The organism is Ruegeria sp. HKCCD7628, assembly GCF_057221005.1.
Window position 1 is genome coordinate 236,882 of sequence record NZ_JBWVBA010000005.1, and the last position, 17,269, is coordinate 254,150.

The following is a 17,269-nucleotide window of genomic DNA, read 5'->3' on the forward strand; positions in this document are numbered from 1 at the left end:
ACACTTATGTGTTTGAAAGTGATCGTTTCTTCATGCGCAACACTCACCGTCAGGGTATGAATCCGAAGGTGCATCAAGATGCGCGACTTGTATCAGTAGTTGGTGATCATGAATTTCAGAGACTTGGAATACGTTCTGGCCATCGCCAAATATGGGCAGTTCAGTCAGGCGGCAGCAGCTTGCAACGTCTCTCAGCCTGCGATGTCCAATCAGGTCAAAAAACTTGAACAGGAGTTAGGGGCCGAACTGTTTTTGCGCCTCAATAACGAGGTTCGACCGACACTGTGCGGTGTTCAGGTGTTGCGCATTGCCGAACGCATTCTGAACGATGCGCAAAAGATCCGCGATACGGCGACCCAGTTCCGCGACCCCGAGGCGGTTCCATACACGATCGGAATGACGCCGACCCTCGCGCCCTACCTGACACAATATTTCTCAGATCTGTTTAGCGCATTGTTTCCCAATATGCGCGTGACGATGATCGAGGATTTGCCACAGAATATGTTGCGTATGGTCGAAGACCACACGTTGGATCTTGCTCTGGTCGCCAAGGTCAACAATTCCGAAGCGCTCGAGTTTACCTCGATCTGGTCCGAACCTCTGTTCTTGGCTGTTCGTAACGGTCACCCGCTAAGCACCTTGCCATCGATTGCCCCAGAGGACGTGCCCCGTCACGACTTCATCCGACTGCCGTATAGTTTCGGCTATGAACTGGAAAACCGCTTGCCCAAAATCGACCCGGCAAATCGCGCCAGCAAGCGGTTCGACCTGAGCGCGCTGCGGTTCGAGACGATCTGTCGGCATATTTGTCATTCCGACGATTGTACAATCGTGTCGGCCCTGGCGGCCGAGCAATTCAAACGCGACCGCTGGCCTTTGTGCTTTATCCCCTTTGACGCGCCGGGCAACCTGCGTGATCTGGGCGCGGCGACCCGTCCGGGCTGTCCAAGACGGCCGCTCTTGGATCGGATCGGGGCTTTCATTCTGGAACAGCCTCCGATCGGCGTGACCCCAACATTCCAGATGTGATCGCGGAAAGCCGGAAACTTGCGCTGTATCAAAGTCGGCGCGACTGATTCCCCTCAAAGCTAGGAACTGAACCGGGCCGTCCCGTGACGGATGGCTGTCTTTGCGGGTACGTGTTCGCGGAATCGTTAACTTTGTTGACAATGGATTTTGTATTTTGGATACATTGAGCAGTGATTTCGCGACGGCAAGCGTTGCCAAAGAGTGTTCTGACAAAAAAGCGCTAAGCGAAAACCAAGCAATATTTACTGGGAGAAACTCATGAAACTTAAGTTTTTGGCCGCAACCGCAGCGATTGCGTTGTCCAGCGCTGCGGCACAGGCAAATACGTTGGTCTATTGCTCTGAAGGCTCGCCTGAAGGTTTTGACCCGGCGCTGTTCACCGCTGGCACCACCTTTGATGCGTCCTCGCACCCGATCTATAACCGCCTGCTGGAATTTGAGACCGGCACCACCAATGTGATCCCAGGCTTGGCCGAAAGCGTCGAGGCCAGCGATGACGGTCTGGAATATACGTTCAAGCTGCGTCAGGGCGTCAAATTCCACTCGAATGACGAATTCACCCCAACCCGCGACTTCAACGCCGATGACGTGATCTTCTCGTTCATGCGCCAGAAGGATGAAGGCCACCCATATAATCAGGTGTCTGGCGGTACGTGGGAATATTTCCAGGGCATGGGTATGCCCGATCTCGTCGAGTCCATAGAAAAGATCGACGACTACACAGTGAAATTCACGCTGTCTAAACCCGAAGCGCCTTTTGTCGCCAACATGGCGATGGACTTTGCCTCGATCCTGTCGGCGGAATATGCCGACGCGATGATGGAAGCGGGCACACCTGAAAAGCTGAACACCGCGCCTATCGGCACCGGCCCGTTCTCATTCGTGGCCTATCAGAAAGACGCCGTGATCCGCTATGCGCAGAACGCTGATTACTGGAAAGCACCGGCGGATGTGAGCAATCTGATCTTTGCGATTACGCCTGATGCGTCGGTCCGTTATCAAAAGCTGAAGGCGGGTGAATGCCACATCATGCCTTATCCGAACCCCGCCGACATTCAAGCGATGCAGGATGACGCGGACATCAACATGATGGAGCAAGAAGGACTGAACGTGGGTTATCTGGCTTACAACACCACGATGGAGCCGTTCGACAACCCGAAGGTGCGCAAAGCGCTGAACATGGCGATTGACAAGCAGGCGATCATTGATGTGGTGTTCCAGGGTTCGGGGCAAGCGGCCAAGAACCCGATTCCGCCGACCATGTGGGGTTATAACGACGCCATCACCGACGATGCCTATGATCCCGAAGCGGCCAAAGCGATGCTGGAAGCCGAAGGCGTCAACGATCTGTCGATGAAGGTCTGGGCGATGCCGGTTCAACGCCCCTATAACCCGAACGCCCGCCGCATGGCCGAGCTGATCCAGGCAGATTTCGCCAAGATCGGCGTGGATGTCGAGATCGTCTCCTATGAATGGGGCGAGTACCTGTCGCGCTCAAAAGAGCTGAACCGCGACGGAGCTGTGCTGCTGGGTTGGACCGGTGACAACGGCGACCCGGACAACTTCCTGGCCGTGCTGCTGGGCTGTGACGGCCGCGAAGCCTCGAACCGCGCACAATGGTGCCACGAGCCCTTCGAAGATCTGATCCTGAAGGCCAAGCAGACCACGGATCAGGCCGAGCGCACCAAGCTGTATGAAGTGGCGCAGGTCATCTTCAAAGAGCAAGCCCCCTGGGCCACCATCGCACACTCGGTCGTTTACATGCCGATGCGCAACGAAGTGCAGGGCTACAAAGTCCACCCGCTGGGCGGCCACATCTTCTACGGCGTCAGCGTCGAATAAATCATCACTCACGGATCGGAGCCGCCCGCATGGCGGCTCCGGTTTTCTTTTTTGGAGGTCGGCCCCCATGCCGGATTTGTCCGAGTACCGTCAACTGGCAAAGGACATGTCAGTCGATGCCGTGGCCCTCGTGCCCGGTCCCAATTTCACCCGCGCGTTGGGGAAACCCTTCATGAGCCACGAGCGACCCTTTGTGGTCGTTATCCCGGCCCAAGGTAGTCCCGCCGCGATTGTCCCCAATCTGGAGCTTGGCACCTGGGCGCTGGTCGGCTTTGACGGTGCCGTGTTCGATTGGATGGACCAGACGGGCTATGACAGCGCTTTTGCCGCTTTGGCTGCGCACATGCCGCTGAAATCGCTGGCAGTCGAAGGGCAGGTGATGCGGGTCTTTGTGTCGAAGGCTTTCACCAACGCGCTGCCCGATCTGCGCATTGTGGATGCCGAACGCGAAATCTCGGGCTTGCGGATTATAAAGACCGAAGATGACATCGCGGCTCTGCAAGCGGCAATTGATATCTCGGAACGCGCGCTGGAGCGTGTGATAGCCGATGTGCGCGTCGGACAGACGGAAAAACAGATCGAACAGGCGCTGATTCAGGCACTGTTCGCCGAGGGTGCGGCCTCGTTGGCGTTCGCACCAATTGTGGCGGCCGGAGACAACTCGGCCCAACCGCATGGCAAGGCGCGAGCGGATTATCAGATCAACCCCGGCGACGCGTTGTTGTTCGATTTTGGCGCGCGCAAACACGGCTTTGCCGCTGATATCACCCGTACGTTCTTTGTGGCCGAGGTTTCGGACGAGGGCAGGGATGTCTACGACACCGTCCTGCGTGCCAACCTAGAAGGGTTCAACGCCTGCCGCCCGGGCACTACTGCGCATGACATCGACGATGCCGTCACTCGCGTTCTTGAGGCATCGCCTTATGCCGATCGTATCCGTACCAAGACCGGGCACGGGCTGGGCCGCGACGTACATGAAGCGCCCTATATCATGCGTGGAAATCATCAGGACATCCTTCCCGGCATGGTCTGGACCAATGAGCCCGGGCTTTATGACCTCGGAAATTTTGGTGTTCGGATCGAAGATGATGTTCTGGTGACGCAGGATGGCTGCAGGTCACTGACCCGCTTTCCCAAAGATCTCACAATCATAGGTCGCTGATGTTTGGCTACTTCCTTACGCGCCTTGGAATGTTCGTTCCTACATTTCTGGGCGTGACGCTGATTTCCTTCATGTTCATCCGGGTGCTACCGGGCGACCCCATCATCGTCATGGCCGGAGAACGCGGCATGACCGAGGAACGCTATCAGGAGATGGTGGTCAAGCTGGGCTTCGACAAACCGGTACTGCAGCAATACTGGGACTATCTGGTCGGCGTTATGCATGGCGATCTGGGTGAAAGCTTTGTCACCAAGAAACCGGTCTGGGATGAGTTCTTTGCCCTGTTCCCAGCCACGCTGGAACTGTCGATCTGTGCGATGATCTTTGCCGTGGCTCTTGGCTTGCCTGCGGGTGTGATTGCTGCCGTGAACAGAGGCAAGTTCTTTGATCGCGCGCTGATGTCCTCGGCTTTGGTTGGCTACTCGATGCCGATCTTCTGGTGGGCCCTGCTTCTGATCATCGTGTTTTCAGGTAATCTGGGCTGGACGCCGGTATCGGGGCGGATCGACCTGCTGTATTACTTCCCCAGCGTGACCGGTTTCATGCTGATCGACAGCCTGCTGTCAGGGCAGGAGGGGGCGTTTACGTCAGCCGTGCGTCACTTGATCCTGCCGACCATCGTACTGGGCACCATCCCGCTGGCGGTGATCGCGCGCCAGACTCGCTCGGCCATGTTAGAAGTTTTGGGCGAGGATTACATTCGCACCGCCCGCGCCAAGGGTCTTTCGCCCACGCGGATCAACGGGCTGCATGCGCTGCGCAACGCTCTGATCCCGGTGATAACAGTGATCGGCCTGTCGGTCGGCACGCTGCTGGCCGGCGCGATCCTGACCGAGACAATCTTTAGCTGGCCGGGCATCGGCAAGTGGATGGTCGACAGTATTTTCCGCCGCGACTATCCGGTGGTGCAGGGCGGGCTGCTGATGATCGCCGTGATCGTGATGCTGGTGAACCTGCTGGTCGATGTCCTTTACGGCATCATCAACCCCAAAATCCGGAGACGGTGATGGCCGAGCTTTCCGCAACTACGCCCAAGACCGAGGACCGCCCAAGCGCCCTGCGCGAATTCTGGTTCTATTTCAGCGAAAACCGCGGCGCGGTAATCGGATTGTATGTGTTCATGGCCTTCGTAATCTGCGCGGCCTTTGCGCCTTTGCTGGCGCCCCATGACCCGACCGAGCAGTTCCGCGACAACATTCTGCAACCCCCCGCGTGGCAAGAGGGCGGCAGTTGGGCCTTCCCGCTGGGCACCGACCCATTGGGCCGGGACATGCTGTCGCGGCTGATCATGGGATCACGCTATTCCTTCTTTGTGGGCATCGTTGTGGTCTGTGTGGCCGTGACAGGCGGCGTAATCATCGGGCTATTGTCCGGCTTTGCGCCGAAATGGGTCGATACGCTGATCATGCGGGTGATGGATATCATCCTGTCCTTCCCCTCGCTGCTGTTGGCGCTGGTGCTGGTGGCCATCCTTGGCCCCTCACTAACCAATGCTATGATCGCCATCGCCATCGTGTTCCAGCCCCATTATGTGCGCCTGACCCGCGCCTCGGTTCTGTCTGAACGGCAGAAAGACTATGTCACCTCGGCCCGTGTCGCGGGCGCGGGCAAGGCGCGGTTGATGTTCAAGACTGTGCTGCCCAACTGTCTGGCCCCGATCATTGTGCAGGCGGCGCTGTCATTCTCAACCGCTATTCTGGACGCCGCCGCCCTTGGATTTCTGGGAATGGGCGCACAGCCCCCCACGCCGGAATGGGGCACCATGCTGGCCGAAGCGCGCGAGTTCATTCTACGCGCCTGGTGGGTCGTCACGTTCCCCGGCCTTGCCATTCTGGTCACGGTGCTGGCGATCAACCTGATGGGCGACGGCCTGCGCGACGCGCTGGACCCGAAACTGAAGCGGAGCTGACGATATGAGTTTGTTGGACATCCGAAACCTCACTGTCGAATTCGCTACCGCCTCGGGTAAGTTCCGCGCCGTCGACGGGGTGGACCTCTCTGTCGACCGGGGCGAGCTGATGGCCATCGTCGGCGAAAGCGGCTCGGGCAAATCCGTGTCTATGCTGGCGTTGATGGGCCTGTTGCCCTGGACCGCCACAATCACCGCCGATCAGCTGAGTTTTGAAGGCATCGACCTGACCAAAATCTCGGCCCGCGACCGGCGCAAGATCATCGGCAAGGACATCGCCATGATCTTTCAGGAACCGATGTCGTCGCTCAACCCCTGTTTTACCGTGGGCTTCCAGATTAAAGAAGCGCTGCGCATCCATCTGGGCCTGAACCGCAAGGATCGTCACCAACGTGCGATCGAGTTGTTTGATCAGGTCGGCATTCCCGCGCCGGAAAGTCGGCTGAACACCTTTCCACACCAGATGTCCGGCGGGATGAACCAGCGGGTCATGATCGCCATGGCGATTGCGTGCAACCCCAAGCTGCTGATCGCTGATGAGCCAACAACAGCGTTGGACGTCACCATTCAGGCGCAGATTCTGGACCTGCTGGTGCGGCTGCGCGATGAACAGGGGATGGGTCTGGTGCTGATCACACACGATATGGGCGTGGTAGCCGAAACCGCCGAACGCGTGCAGGTACAATACGCCGGTCAAAAGGTTGAAGAACAGCCCGTCAAAGATCTGTTCCGCACCCCGCGCCATCCTTATACCTCTGCGTTGCTAAGCGCACTGCCGGAACGGGCAACTTCGAAAATGCTGCCAACCATCCCCGGTGTCGTTCCCGGCCAGTTTGACCGACCAAAGGGGTGCCTATTCAGCCCGAGGTGCAGGTTTGCGGATAACACCTGCCAATCTATCCCCCCCACACCACATAGTGAATCATTCGGCAAAGCCCGGTGTCACCATGTCGAAAGAATTGCAGCCGGAGAAATCGCATGACGGCCCCTATAGTTCAGGCAACTGCGTTGGCTCGGCACTACGAGGTCCGAGGTGGACTGTTGTCGAAATCCGCAACAGTCAAAGCCCTGTCCGGAGTAGATTTTGAACTGAAACCTGGCAAGACACTTGCCATCGTCGGAGAATCCGGCTGCGGCAAGTCCACATTGGCACGTGTCGTCACTATGATCGAAGAACCGACGTCCGGAACACTTACAATAGACGGCACTGATGTCACCCCATCGAAATGGGCCGAAATGCGTGAGACCGTTCAGATCGTATTCCAGGATCCGTATGGCTCGCTCAATCCCCGGCAACGGATCGGGCAGATTCTACAGGAGCCGCTGACCATCAACCGCCCCAACATGTCCGCCTCCGACCGCGAGGCGCGGGCGCGCGAGATGCTTAACCTTGTCGGCCTGCGCCCCGAACACTACGACCGTTATCCGCATATGTTCTCGGGCGGTCAGCGCCAACGGATCGCCATTGCTCGCGCTCTAATGTTGAACCCTAAAGTGTTGGTCCTGGACGAACCGGTCTCGGCATTGGATGTATCGATCCAATCCCAAATCCTGAACCTGCTGGTCGAGTTGCAGGAACGCCTGAACCTTGCCTATCTGTTCATCTCGCATGACCTGTCGGTAGTTAAACACTTCGCCGATGATGTGATCGTTATGTATCTGGGCCGCGCGGTCGAGCACGCCACGAAAGACCAACTGTTCGCCGCCCCCCGTCATCCCTATTCCAAGGCACTGTTATCGACCACGCCGCGCGCGGACCCTGAGGCGCGCAAGGAACGGATCAAGCTGGAGGGCGAGTTGCCCTCACCCATGAACATCCCCTTGGGCTGTGCTTTCGCGCAACGCTGCTGGCTTGCAACCGAAGAATGCCGCGCCGCACCACCAGATCTGAGTGGTGAGTCGCATCAGGTGGCTTGCCTACACCCGCTGGATTGACCTTAGTCACCGTTGCGCGTGGCAGTCACCATCTCCAGCAACTGATCCTTGGTGCGTGCTATGTGGCGGGTCAACAGAGCGCAGGCGCTCTCGAACTGTCCGGCTCGGGCCAGCGATAACAGCTCGCGGTGGTCTTTCTTAGCAGGCTCTCGCTGTTTCATTACACTCAGGTGCATTCGGACATAGCGGTCCGACTGCAAGTTGACGCGTTGCAGGATTTCATTGCTCAACCCGCGATCAGCCGCAGCATATAGCGCCATATGGTAAGCATTGTTCAACCCGCCCCAACGGCCCACGTCATTGGCATCGTAAGACTTCTCCATCTCATCCAAAATGCGCTCACACTCGGAAAAATGGGTTAGGGTCATCCGCGGTATTGCGTGCCGGAACAGATCGACCTCAAGCAAAACGCGCAGATCGAAAATCTCGGCGATCTCGGACAGAGAATGTGTGGTCACCGACGCGCCACGGTTGTTCGTCAATTGAACAAGACCTTCGGCGTCCAGTCGTTTGAGTGCCTCGCGGATTGGCATCCGGGAAACGTCGTAATCCTCGGCCAGCGCTTCTTGCCGAATAACCTCTCCCTCGGCCATCTCCCCGCTTAGTATCCGCTCGCGCAGATCGTTTGTTATGACATCGGGCAGGCTTTGCCGTGGGATCGCGCGTGTTCCGCTCATGTGTTGTGTCTCGAGTGGTGAACTATGTATCCAAAATACAAAGTCACTTGCGTATTTCCAAGGCTCTCAATCAGTAATGTCACAATTTTACAATTCTATTGCAACACTCAATACTTATCATCCAAACAATCTATTGGACCGATGGAATAAAGTGATCCAAATTGCCGCCGAACAAAGTAGGCCAATTTCCTATGAGGGTCCAATGTGGCGCTATTCCAATCCGGTTGAAATCATGTTTGGCACCGGTTCTGTTTCGGAACTGCCAAAACTGATTGGCGGCCGAAATTATGCTTTAGTCACTTATCCAAGTGATCCTTTCCAGCGCCTGGCGCAGCGGGTCGAAGAAGCGGCTGGACCAGCTGCGGTAGTAATAAACAACATCGCACCCAACCCGGATTTCCAGCTGCTTGGGCAGCAGTGCGCGCAGTTAGCTGGAATACGGCACCAAATCGAGGTGATTGTAGCCTTAGGAGGTGGGTCCGTAATCGACTCGGCCAAGGTTTTTGCGGCCGCAGATGGCAGTTTTGACAATGTAGTGACGTATTTAGAAACCGGCGGCGGCGCGGCAAACTTGGGAACCATTCCCATTATTGCGGTTCCGACGACTGCTGGCACCGGTAGTGAGGTTACATGTTGGGCCACAGTTTGGGACGAGCAGCGCGGCAGAAAATACTCGCTTTCACGACAAAATCTCTACCCAGAAGCTGCGGTGATTGATCCTGAACTTATGGTCAACAAACCCCATGAACTGACCCTGTCCACTGGGTTGGACACACTTTCCCATGCTTTGGAAAGCATATGGAACATCAATGCAAACCCTATTTCGGCCAGACATGCCGTCCATGCAGCTGGCACCATTCTAGACACTTTGCCCGATCTGCTAAACGATCTAGGCAACCTTAGTCTGCGCACGCAGATCGCAGATGCAGCACTCAGCGCCGGGCTGGCCTTTTCCAATACAAAGACTGCCATCGCCCATAACCTGTCTTATCCAATAACCCTCGGCTGGGGTATACAGCACGGAATTGCTTGTTCGTTCACGCTGCCAGTGATCTTAAGTTCGGTCGACGGCATTGGCGGGTTTAGACAGGCTGCCCTGCACGATGTTTTCGGTTCGGATCTGAGTTCCGCTTCGATTGAACTGACGGCCTTCCTGAATCGGCTAGGTGTTTCCACCCGGTTTGCAGACTACGGCATATCCGATGCTCAACGAATGGATATTGTCGATGAAGCCTTTGCCGGTGAACGCGGTCGTAATTTTGCGGGCACAAAAGAGGCATTCCTGAAAACGCTGGACGCGCAGGATGGCAAAAAACCCAAGGTCGCCTGAACCATCTTTCAAAACAGACCCCGTGTGTCAGCTACTTTTGATCTGACCATCGCTCATACGCAAGGACCGCCCTATGACAGCTCAAACCCCGATCACCGCAAATGAACGAGTTTATCCGACGCCCAAAGTTCCCGCGATTGCGATTTGTCTCGATGGCTGCGAGCCAGAGTATCTGGATGTAGCCATCGCCAAAGGGCTGATGCCCACGCTCAAGCGAATACGTGAGACCGGCACGGACCGACTAGCGCACTCGGTCATTCCGTCCTTTACCAACCCCAACAACCTGTCAATCGCGACCGGACGTCCGCCAAGTATTCATGGAATCTGTGGGAATTACTTGATCGACCCCGACAGCGGTGAAGAAGTAATGATGAATGACGTTCGTTTTCTGCGCGCGCCTACTATCTTTTCAAAGTTCTACGAGGCTGGATACCGGGTCGCCATGGTGACTGCCAAGGACAAGCTGCGCGCTTTGCTTGGTGCCGGATTGAAGTTTGACGAAGAGCGCGCCGTCGCGTTCTCGTCCGAACGCTCGGGCGAGACGACAAAGGCCGAACACGGTATCGACAACGCAAGCCAATGGCTGGGAATGCCTGTGCCCGAAGTGTACTCGGCGGACTTGTCGGAATTTGTTTTCGCTGCGGGTGTGAAGCTGTTGGAGGAGTTCAAGCCTGATATCATGTACCTTTCGACCACAGACTACATTCAGCACAAATTCGCGCCTGACCAGCAGGGTGCACTGGATTTCTACGCGATGTTCGACCGGTATCTGGCGCAGTTGAATGCTATGGGCGCAGCCATCGTCGTCACTGCAGATCATGGCATGAAGCCCAAACACCATACGGACGGAACACCTAACGTAGTCTATGTCCAGGATCTAATGGACGACTGGATGGGGAAGGATGCAGCCCGTGTGATCCTGCCGATCACTGACCCTTATGTGGTTCACCATGGCGCGCTTGGCAGCTTTGCCACCGCTTATCTTCCTGAAGGTGCGAACCGTTCCGATATTGTGGACAAGCTGAAAGCGACCGACGGTATCACCCATGTCCTGACCAAGGAAGAAGCCATCGCGGAATACGAACTTCCTGGTGATCGGATTGGGGATATTGTCATGGTCTCGGGTGAGAATATCTGCATCGGCACCTCCGAGGACCGTCATGATCTGGCCGCCTTGAAAGAACCGTTGCGCAGCCATGGCGGCCTGACCGAGCAAGAAGTTCCCTTTATCGTCAACCGCGTCCTGGATTTACCCTCGCAACCAAAACTGAGGAACTTTGACGCGTTTTTCTATGCTACCACCGCCGCAGCGCAATAAAATGGACGGGATCATGAACGCTTCAGACATTCGCCACGAAGGAATGCGCATCGGAGGAGAGGTTGTCTTTACCGATGCCACTGTACCGGTCCACTACCCCTATACGAATGAGGTCGTGGGCACCGTCCCGGCAGGGACAGCGGAACACGCACGCAAGGCATTTGAGATTGCCGCAAACTACACGCCGAAACTGACTCGATACGAACGCAGCCAGATCCTGCAGCGCGCGGGCGAGTTGATCGGTGAAAAGCGGGACTACCTGGCCAAATGGTTGACGTTGGAACTGGGCATTTGCCATCAGCATTCGATTTACGAAACGAAACGCGCGCAGGACGTCTATCAGTTTGCCGCTGCCGAGGCGTTAAAAGACGATGGGGAGATTTTCTCGTGCGATCTGACCCATAACGGGAAAGAGCGTAAGATTTTCACCAAACGTGAACCCGTCAAGGCAATCAGCGCCATCACACCGTTCAACCATCCGCTAAACATGGTCAGCCACAAGATCGCTCCGTCAATTGCGACCAATAACTGTATGGTTTGCAAACCCACCGAGTTGACGCCGCTAACTTGTTTGGCGCTGGCCGATATTCTGTATGAGGCCGGTCTGCCGCCCGAGATGTTCCAGGTTGTAACCGGTTGGCCGCAGGACATTGGTGACCAGATGATCACCAACGAAAACATCGACATCATCACCTTCACCGGAGGTGTTCCGGTTGGCAAATTGATCGCGTCGAAAGCCGGATACAAACGCCAGGCGCTGGAGTTGGGCGGAAATGACCCATTGATCGTTCTGAACGATCTCAGCGATGCTGATCTGGACAAGGCCGCCACCATCGCGGTCGCAGGTGCAACCGGCAATTCGGGCCAGCGCTGCACTGCGATCAAACGCATTTTGGTACAAGAAAGCGTGGCCGACAAATTCGTTCCTCTGGTGTTGGAGAAAGCGAAGGCGATCCGGTTCGGTGACCCTCAGGACCCGGAAACTCAACTGGGCTGTGTGATCCATGACAAAGCCGCCGCGCTGTTTGAAAAACGCGTCCACATGGCCGAAGCCGAAGGTGCGGAAATCCTGTACCACCCCGGTCGCCAGGGGGCATTGCTGCCTCCGATTGTGGTCGACAAGGTTCCCCATGACAGCGAGTTGGTGATGGAAGAAACTTTTGGGCCCATCGTACCTATCGTGCGCGTGCCCGATGACGATGCGAAGGTTATGGAAATCTCGAACGGTACCGAGTTCGGCCTGTCCTCGGGCGTGTGCACCAACGATTTGAACCGGGCAATCGCCTTTATCAACGGGTTGGATGTCGGCACTTGCAACATCTGGGAACAACCAGGCTACAGGATCGAGATGTCGCCCTTTGGCGGGATCAAGGACAGCGGCAACGGCGTGAAAGAAGGCGTAATCGAAGCGATGAAGTTCTTTACCAACGTCAAAACTTATTCGCTGCCCTGGCCCGGCTAGTGGCGCAGATGGGTGTTTCGTATTATCCCTGACGCCATGTCATTTGATTTGAAAAACCTAAACCTGTTTGTCCGAGTGGCCACCCTAGGTGCTATTGGACGGGCAGGGGCGGAGTTCGGGTTCTCGGCCACCAACACCTCACAACGCCTGCAGGCGCTTGAGACCGAACTGGATGTCAAACTGCTGAACCGCACCACGCGGGCTGTATCCCTGACCCCGGACGGAGAGCTGTTTCTGGAGCATGCCAAGCGCATCCTCGAAGACGTCGAAGATGCGCGCACCATGCTGTCTGGAAACTCTGGAACAGTATCAGGCAAACTGCGGGTAACAGCATCCGCGTCATTCGGGCGGTCACATATAGTGCCACATGTACCCGAATTCCTTCGGCTCTACCCGCATGTAGAGCTTGATCTGAACCTAACCGATACGGTGCTCGACATTGTGGAACTGGGGTACGATCTGGCGTTTCGTCTGGGCGATCTTGGCCCATCCAGCCTGTTGGCCCAGAAACTGGACGATGATCCGCGTCTACTGGTTGCGGCACCTTCCTATCTGGAACATGCAGGGACGCCTGAAACTGCGGCCGACCTGGCCAATCACGCTTGCCTAACAATGCACCCACGCGAGGTCTGGCACCTGATTGATCAATCGGACACCATGCATGATGTGCGCGTGTCTGGCCCCGCGACCGTCAGCCTTGGTGATGCAGCGATGGATTGGACGCTGGCCGGATTGGGGATCAACAAAGCCTGCCTGTGGCAGACCGGAGATCATATTCGATCCGGGCGTCTGGTTCGGGTTCTGCCTCATCTGCGCGCCTGGCCGGATTCGAAAATCTGGGCCGTGCGCCCACCGGGCCGATTGATGCATGCCCGAGTCCGCGCGTTTTTGGATTTCATGCGTGTTCGGATCATCGCCGCCAACAAGGTGCTCTACGCCGATCTGATCTGAAGCTATTCTTCCGGTATACGGGATTATCATTTCCGAATTCTGCAGATGGCGGCAGACAATGGAAGGGCATAGATGCGGCTCATCACCAATTCGGAGCCTCATTCCATGAAAGACATCATCGAAACCAGCGATGTTCAGACTCAGATCATCGACGCCTTCAATTTCCGCCACGCAACTAAAGTGTTCGATCCTGAGCGAAAAGTCACTGAGAGCGAATTCAACACAATTCTGGAAGCGGCACGCCTGTCGCCGACCTCGTTCGGGACCGAACCGTTCCAGTTGCTGGTTGTGCAATCCCCCGAGAAACGAGAGCTGTTTCGTGACTTCACCTGGGGCGCGAACGGCGCCACGAATGGTACTGCCGGACAGCTTGGAACCGCAAGCCATTACGTGATCATCCTGTCCCATACCGGCGCAACCATGAAAGCAGGGTCGGATTATTTGGCCCAGCACAACCGCGAGGTGAAACAGTTCCCCGAAGAAGTCATCGAGATGCTCGGGGGGGCTTACGCCAAGTTTCAAGCGCATGATTTCAAATTGGAAACCGACGCGGATATCGAAAAATGGGCTGCGCGGCAGGCTTACATCGTTCTCGGCAACATGATGACCGCCGGTGCGCTTATGGGAATTGATTCATGCCCCATCGAAGGGTTCGAGTTGGACAAAACCGAAGCTGTTTTGCGCGATCATTTCGGGATTGATACCAACCTCTACAAACCTGCCGTCATGGTGGCGTTCGGCTATCGTGCGGATGGTCCGATGTTCCCCAAAACGCGCCGCGAGATGGCCGATATCGTCACATGGGTGTGACGTATATGCCCGGCACGACGTGCCGGGCACCCCGCCTGCTACCTCACAAACACACAGCACGAGGCGCATGGTGCATAGCTGACTCATGTATCAAACAAGCATAATCGGACAATCTACTGACAGCTCAGGACAGAGAGCATCTGGAACGCTAGGTCAGTTCGAAAAAGTTTGCCAAATATGTCATAAGACTAAATTACAGAACGTGATTTGAAAGATCCGCGAAGACAAGAAAAACGGGGAACCAAACGAAAGCGGCGGCGCAATGGGTTCAACTTCCCTACATCTGGACAATGACCGAGGCTTCAAGGCAAGGTTGGACAACGGTGTCAGCATCTACGTGCGCCCAATGGGCGTTTCCGACAAACATCTGATTGCGCAAGCAATCCATGATCTGTCCGACCAATCCCGATACATGCGCTTCTTTTCTGCGTTTCACGACGCCCCAGAACCCGTTTTGGACCTTCTGGCCAACGTGGATGGCGACAAGCACGTAGCTTGGGGTGCCGTAGACACTGAACAGAATGGGCGGCCCATCGCCGCCGTGCATGCAATCCGGGGTAACCGGCAAGACAAGGATGTCGAAATCGCTTGTACGGTTTTGGACGACTATCACGGTCACGGCATATCCCACCTTTTACTGGCGGCCACCGTGTTCGACTGTCTGGCTTTAGGGGTCGAGCTCGCTCATGCTGAAGTTCTGTTCGGAAACTATAAGGCCAAGGGTTTGTTCGAAGGGTTGAATGCCGACCTCGTGGAAAGCGACGAAACACTGTTGTATCGCATGGAATTGCCTTCACTCTTACGGACGATTGAACGGAAGGGTCATCCAAATTCTTTGGCGCAATTTATGCACGCGCTGCGAACTTCTGCGGATCCCAGCCCCACAATAGGCGTTCCGTGGTCAAACCCATAAAGCACATTTATTGTGAGATTCTATAATATTTCAATGTTCGATGACTTGCTCAGACGTAAGGTCAGACCCTTCCGTGACGCTAAGGAACAACCGGATTGCCTCGCCCGTCTTTTCGTCTGGAACGCCGACTGCGGCCACTTCTGCCACTTCGTCAAGCATGGCCACATGGGCTTCGATTTCGTTCGGATAGACGTTAAAGCCAGAAACCAGAACCATGTCCTTCTTGCGGTCAACGATTTTGATCAGGCCCTTCTCGTCCCGCACCCCGATGTCGCCGGTGCGGAAGTAACCGTCTTCGGTAAAGTTCGATGCGGTTTCTTCCGGGCGGTTCCAATAACCCTGCATGACCTGAGGGCCTTTGGCACAGATCTCGCCGGCTTCGCCAACACCGACCCGGTTGTCTTCATCATCCAGCAATATGATGTCAGTCGACGGCAGGGCATATCCCACTGCGGCCGAGAACTCATCTTGCCCCATTGGATTCAGGGTCAAGACCGGAGAGGTCTCGGACATGCCATAACCCTCTAGAACATGGTGCCCGGTGATCTCTTTCCAGCGGTTCGAGACGGCCTCTTGCACAGGGGCACCGCCGCCGATCATTGCGCGATAATTCGAAAAATCGACATCCTTCAGGCCTGGATGTGCACATAGCCCGGCAATAAGCGTATTCACGGCAGTTGAGACAGTGAAACCACTGTCTCGATAAGCCGAGATCAGCTGTTCCGGGTCACGCGGGTTTGCCACAAGATAGTTGGTCGACCCGATCGAACTGTAGGTAATCATATTCACCATCAGGGCAAAGATATGGTACAGTGGCAACGGGGTAACGATGACCTCTTGGCCGTGCCGCATGGCTTCAGGCAAAGCGGCTTTCGTCTGCTCAGTATTCGCGACAAGATTCCGGTGTGATAGAACGGCAGCTTTGGACAGGCCCGTAGTACCACCGGTGTATTGCAGAAACAGCAGGTCATCGCCAGTGATGACAGGCGGATTGAATTCCAGACCCTCACCTTCTTCTACCAGCTTGGCAAAGCTCAGCGTTTCACTCAGGCGCGTATCCGCAGCCGGACTTGGGATCGGCGTCGCGGTCATATCGCCCAGATCAACCGTAATCACAGTCTTGATCGGAGTGTTGTCGACAACCTCTGCCAGTGTCGGAGTCGAACCACCGAAGATCACGATGATCTCCGCGCCAGCGTCGTTCAACTGATGCTCTAATTCGTGCGGCGTGTACATCGGGTTGACGTTCACCTGAACGCCTCCGGCGCGAATGATACCCAGCATGGCAATCGGGAAGGCCAGAATATTCGGGACCATAAGCGCGATGCGGTCACCCTTTTTGACGCCCAGCTTCGACTGCAGATACGCAGCAAAATCGCGTGATAGCCGATCTGCATCCGTATAGGTCAGGCTGCCGCCCAGACCGACATATGCCGTCTTTTCCGAGTAGGCCAAAAAGGCCTGCTCGAACATCTCGACGACCGAGCTGTAGCTATCGGGGTTAATTTCCACTCCCATGTCGGGCCAAATGACTTCAGATGTGATTTCGGTAACAGATTGTTCCTCCAAAAAAACTGCGCAAAACGCTCAATCCGGCGACAGGTCGCTCCGTGCAAAACCGTGACCCGCCGATCATGAATTCTGTCTGCAGGCGATCCGCGTATCGTTCAATGTCAGAAGAGGACGAAAAATCGACATGGCAGGACACTGCAGGTTCGTTTCGTAGGGTCACTAAGAACCGTAGGACGGTTTGGCACCAATGGGGCAAGAGCAACTGCACTTCTTTCCGAGGGCTCCAACAAGCAAAAACCCGGCTGGCAAATACCAACCGGGGTCGCGATTTAATAGTTTTTGGGACCAGCTCTAGCCTTGAATGACATCCTGCCGCTGCACGCCCAGTCCCTCGATCCCCAGCTCCATCTTGTCGCCGG

General features: G+C 55.9%; 15 protein-coding genes. 13 read left to right on the forward strand and 2 right to left on the reverse strand.

Going from position 1 to position 17,269, the window contains the following annotated elements; all coding sequences use genetic code 11:
* Positions 1-108 precede the first annotated feature (108 nt).
* The 7 genes from AC2TAD_RS13470 (at position 109) to AC2TAD_RS13500 (ending at position 7,877) form a co-directional block, all read left to right on the forward strand.
* A complete protein-coding gene (locus AC2TAD_RS13470) occupies positions 109-1,029 on the forward strand; it encodes a LysR family transcriptional regulator (RefSeq protein WP_480868250.1) in 921 nt (306 codons plus the stop codon).
* A 258-nt stretch (positions 1,030-1,287) separates the two neighbouring features.
* On the forward strand, positions 1,288-2,871 hold the full coding sequence (locus tag AC2TAD_RS13475; protein ID WP_480868252.1) for an ABC transporter substrate-binding protein: 1,584 nt from the start codon (positions 1,288-1,290) through the stop codon (positions 2,869-2,871).
* Positions 2,872-2,938: 67 nt separating this feature from the next.
* Complete coding sequence (locus AC2TAD_RS13480) at positions 2,939-4,033, forward strand: M24 family metallopeptidase (protein ID WP_480868253.1); 1,095 nt, start codon at positions 2,939-2,941, stop codon at positions 4,031-4,033.
* Positions 4,033-5,040, forward strand: coding sequence for an ABC transporter permease subunit (locus AC2TAD_RS13485; protein WP_480868255.1), 1,008 nt, complete (start codon positions 4,033-4,035; stop codon positions 5,038-5,040). Before AC2TAD_RS13480 ends, AC2TAD_RS13485 begins: the two co-directional genes overlap by 1 nt.
* A complete protein-coding gene (locus tag AC2TAD_RS13490) occupies positions 5,040-5,942 on the forward strand; it encodes an ABC transporter permease subunit (protein WP_480868257.1) in 903 nt (300 codons plus the stop codon). The genes AC2TAD_RS13485 and AC2TAD_RS13490 overlap by 1 nt, the downstream gene beginning before the upstream one ends.
* A 4-nt stretch (positions 5,943-5,946) precedes the next feature.
* Positions 5,947-6,924, forward strand: coding sequence for an ABC transporter ATP-binding protein (locus AC2TAD_RS13495; protein ID WP_480868259.1), 978 nt, complete (start codon positions 5,947-5,949; stop codon positions 6,922-6,924).
* Complete coding sequence (locus AC2TAD_RS13500) at positions 6,921-7,877, forward strand: ABC transporter ATP-binding protein (protein ID WP_170755775.1); 957 nt, start codon at positions 6,921-6,923, stop codon at positions 7,875-7,877. Before AC2TAD_RS13495 ends, AC2TAD_RS13500 begins: the two co-directional genes overlap by 4 nt.
* 2 nt (positions 7,878-7,879) lie before the next feature.
* On the opposite strand, the gene AC2TAD_RS13505 is transcribed toward AC2TAD_RS13500, so the two are convergent.
* A complete protein-coding gene (locus AC2TAD_RS13505; protein WP_480868260.1) occupies positions 7,880-8,554 on the reverse strand; it encodes a GntR family transcriptional regulator in 675 nt (224 codons plus the stop codon).
* 76 nt (positions 8,555-8,630) lie between these two features.
* Here AC2TAD_RS13505 and psrA point away from each other — a divergent pair, with 76 nt between their 5' ends.
* The 6 genes from psrA to AC2TAD_RS13535 all read left to right on the forward strand — a co-directional run bounded on the left by psrA (position 8,631) and on the right by AC2TAD_RS13535 (position 15,338).
* Positions 8,631-9,884, forward strand: coding sequence for an iron-containing alcohol dehydrogenase PsrA (gene psrA / locus AC2TAD_RS13510; protein ID WP_480868261.1), 1,254 nt, complete (start codon positions 8,631-8,633; stop codon positions 9,882-9,884).
* 73 nt (positions 9,885-9,957) lie between these two features.
* Positions 9,958-11,202: a phosphonoacetate hydrolase gene (phnA, locus tag AC2TAD_RS13515; RefSeq protein ID WP_480868262.1), complete on the forward strand. Its 1,245-nt coding sequence runs from the start codon at positions 9,958-9,960 to the stop codon at positions 11,200-11,202.
* Positions 11,203-11,215: 13 nt separating this feature from the next.
* Complete coding sequence (phnY, locus tag AC2TAD_RS13520; protein WP_480868264.1) at positions 11,216-12,664, forward strand: phosphonoacetaldehyde dehydrogenase; 1,449 nt, start codon at positions 11,216-11,218, stop codon at positions 12,662-12,664.
* Between the two features lie 12 nt (positions 12,665-12,676).
* Entirely contained in the window at positions 12,677-13,615 is a 939-nt protein-coding gene (locus AC2TAD_RS13525) for a substrate binding domain-containing protein (protein ID WP_480868265.1), read from the forward strand.
* A gap of 105 nt (positions 13,616-13,720) precedes the next feature.
* The gene (locus tag AC2TAD_RS13530) at positions 13,721-14,425 is read left to right on the forward strand and encodes an NAD(P)H-dependent oxidoreductase (protein ID WP_480868267.1); all 705 of its coding nucleotides are present in this window, start codon (positions 13,721-13,723) and stop codon (positions 14,423-14,425) included.
* 262 nt (positions 14,426-14,687) lie between these two features.
* Positions 14,688-15,338 carry an N-acetyltransferase family protein gene (locus AC2TAD_RS13535; protein ID WP_480868268.1) on the forward strand — a complete coding sequence of 217 codons (651 nt, stop codon included), beginning with the start codon at positions 14,688-14,690 and terminating at the stop codon, positions 15,336-15,338.
* A 30-nt stretch (positions 15,339-15,368) separates the two neighbouring features.
* On the opposite strand, the gene AC2TAD_RS13540 is transcribed toward AC2TAD_RS13535, so the two are convergent.
* Positions 15,369-16,850 carry an AMP-binding protein gene (locus AC2TAD_RS13540; RefSeq protein ID WP_480868270.1) on the reverse strand — a complete coding sequence of 494 codons (1,482 nt, stop codon included), beginning with the start codon at positions 16,848-16,850 and terminating at the stop codon, positions 15,369-15,371.
* Between the last annotated feature and the right edge of the window lie 419 nt (positions 16,851-17,269).

Bases quoted from the DNA above. Each gene is read 5' to 3' on its own strand.
- AC2TAD_RS13480 (WP_480868253.1), top strand. From the start codon at position 2,939: ATGCCGGATTTGTCCGAGTACCGTCAACTGGCAAAGGACATGTCAGTC.
- AC2TAD_RS13505 (WP_480868260.1), bottom strand. From the start codon at position 8,554: ATGAGCGGAACACGCGCGATCCCACGGCAAAGCCTGCCCGATGTCATA.
- AC2TAD_RS13500 (WP_170755775.1), top strand. From the start codon at position 6,921: ATGACGGCCCCTATAGTTCAGGCAACTGCGTTGGCTCGGCACTACGAG.
- AC2TAD_RS13495 (WP_480868259.1), top strand. From the start codon at position 5,947: ATGAGTTTGTTGGACATCCGAAACCTCACTGTCGAATTCGCTACCGCC.
- AC2TAD_RS13475 (WP_480868252.1), top strand. From the start codon at position 1,288: ATGAAACTTAAGTTTTTGGCCGCAACCGCAGCGATTGCGTTGTCCAGC.
- AC2TAD_RS13530 (WP_480868267.1), top strand. From the start codon at position 13,721: ATGAAAGACATCATCGAAACCAGCGATGTTCAGACTCAGATCATCGAC.
- phnY (WP_480868264.1), top strand. From the start codon at position 11,216: ATGAACGCTTCAGACATTCGCCACGAAGGAATGCGCATCGGAGGAGAG.
- AC2TAD_RS13485 (WP_480868255.1), top strand. From the start codon at position 4,033: ATGTTTGGCTACTTCCTTACGCGCCTTGGAATGTTCGTTCCTACATTT.
- AC2TAD_RS13490 (WP_480868257.1), top strand. From the start codon at position 5,040: ATGGCCGAGCTTTCCGCAACTACGCCCAAGACCGAGGACCGCCCAAGC.
- AC2TAD_RS13535 (WP_480868268.1), top strand. From the start codon at position 14,688: ATGGGTTCAACTTCCCTACATCTGGACAATGACCGAGGCTTCAAGGCA.
- phnA (WP_480868262.1), top strand. From the start codon at position 9,958: ATGACAGCTCAAACCCCGATCACCGCAAATGAACGAGTTTATCCGACG.
- AC2TAD_RS13470 (WP_480868250.1), top strand. From the start codon at position 109: ATGAATTTCAGAGACTTGGAATACGTTCTGGCCATCGCCAAATATGGG.
- psrA (WP_480868261.1), top strand. From the start codon at position 8,631: ATGTCACAATTTTACAATTCTATTGCAACACTCAATACTTATCATCCA.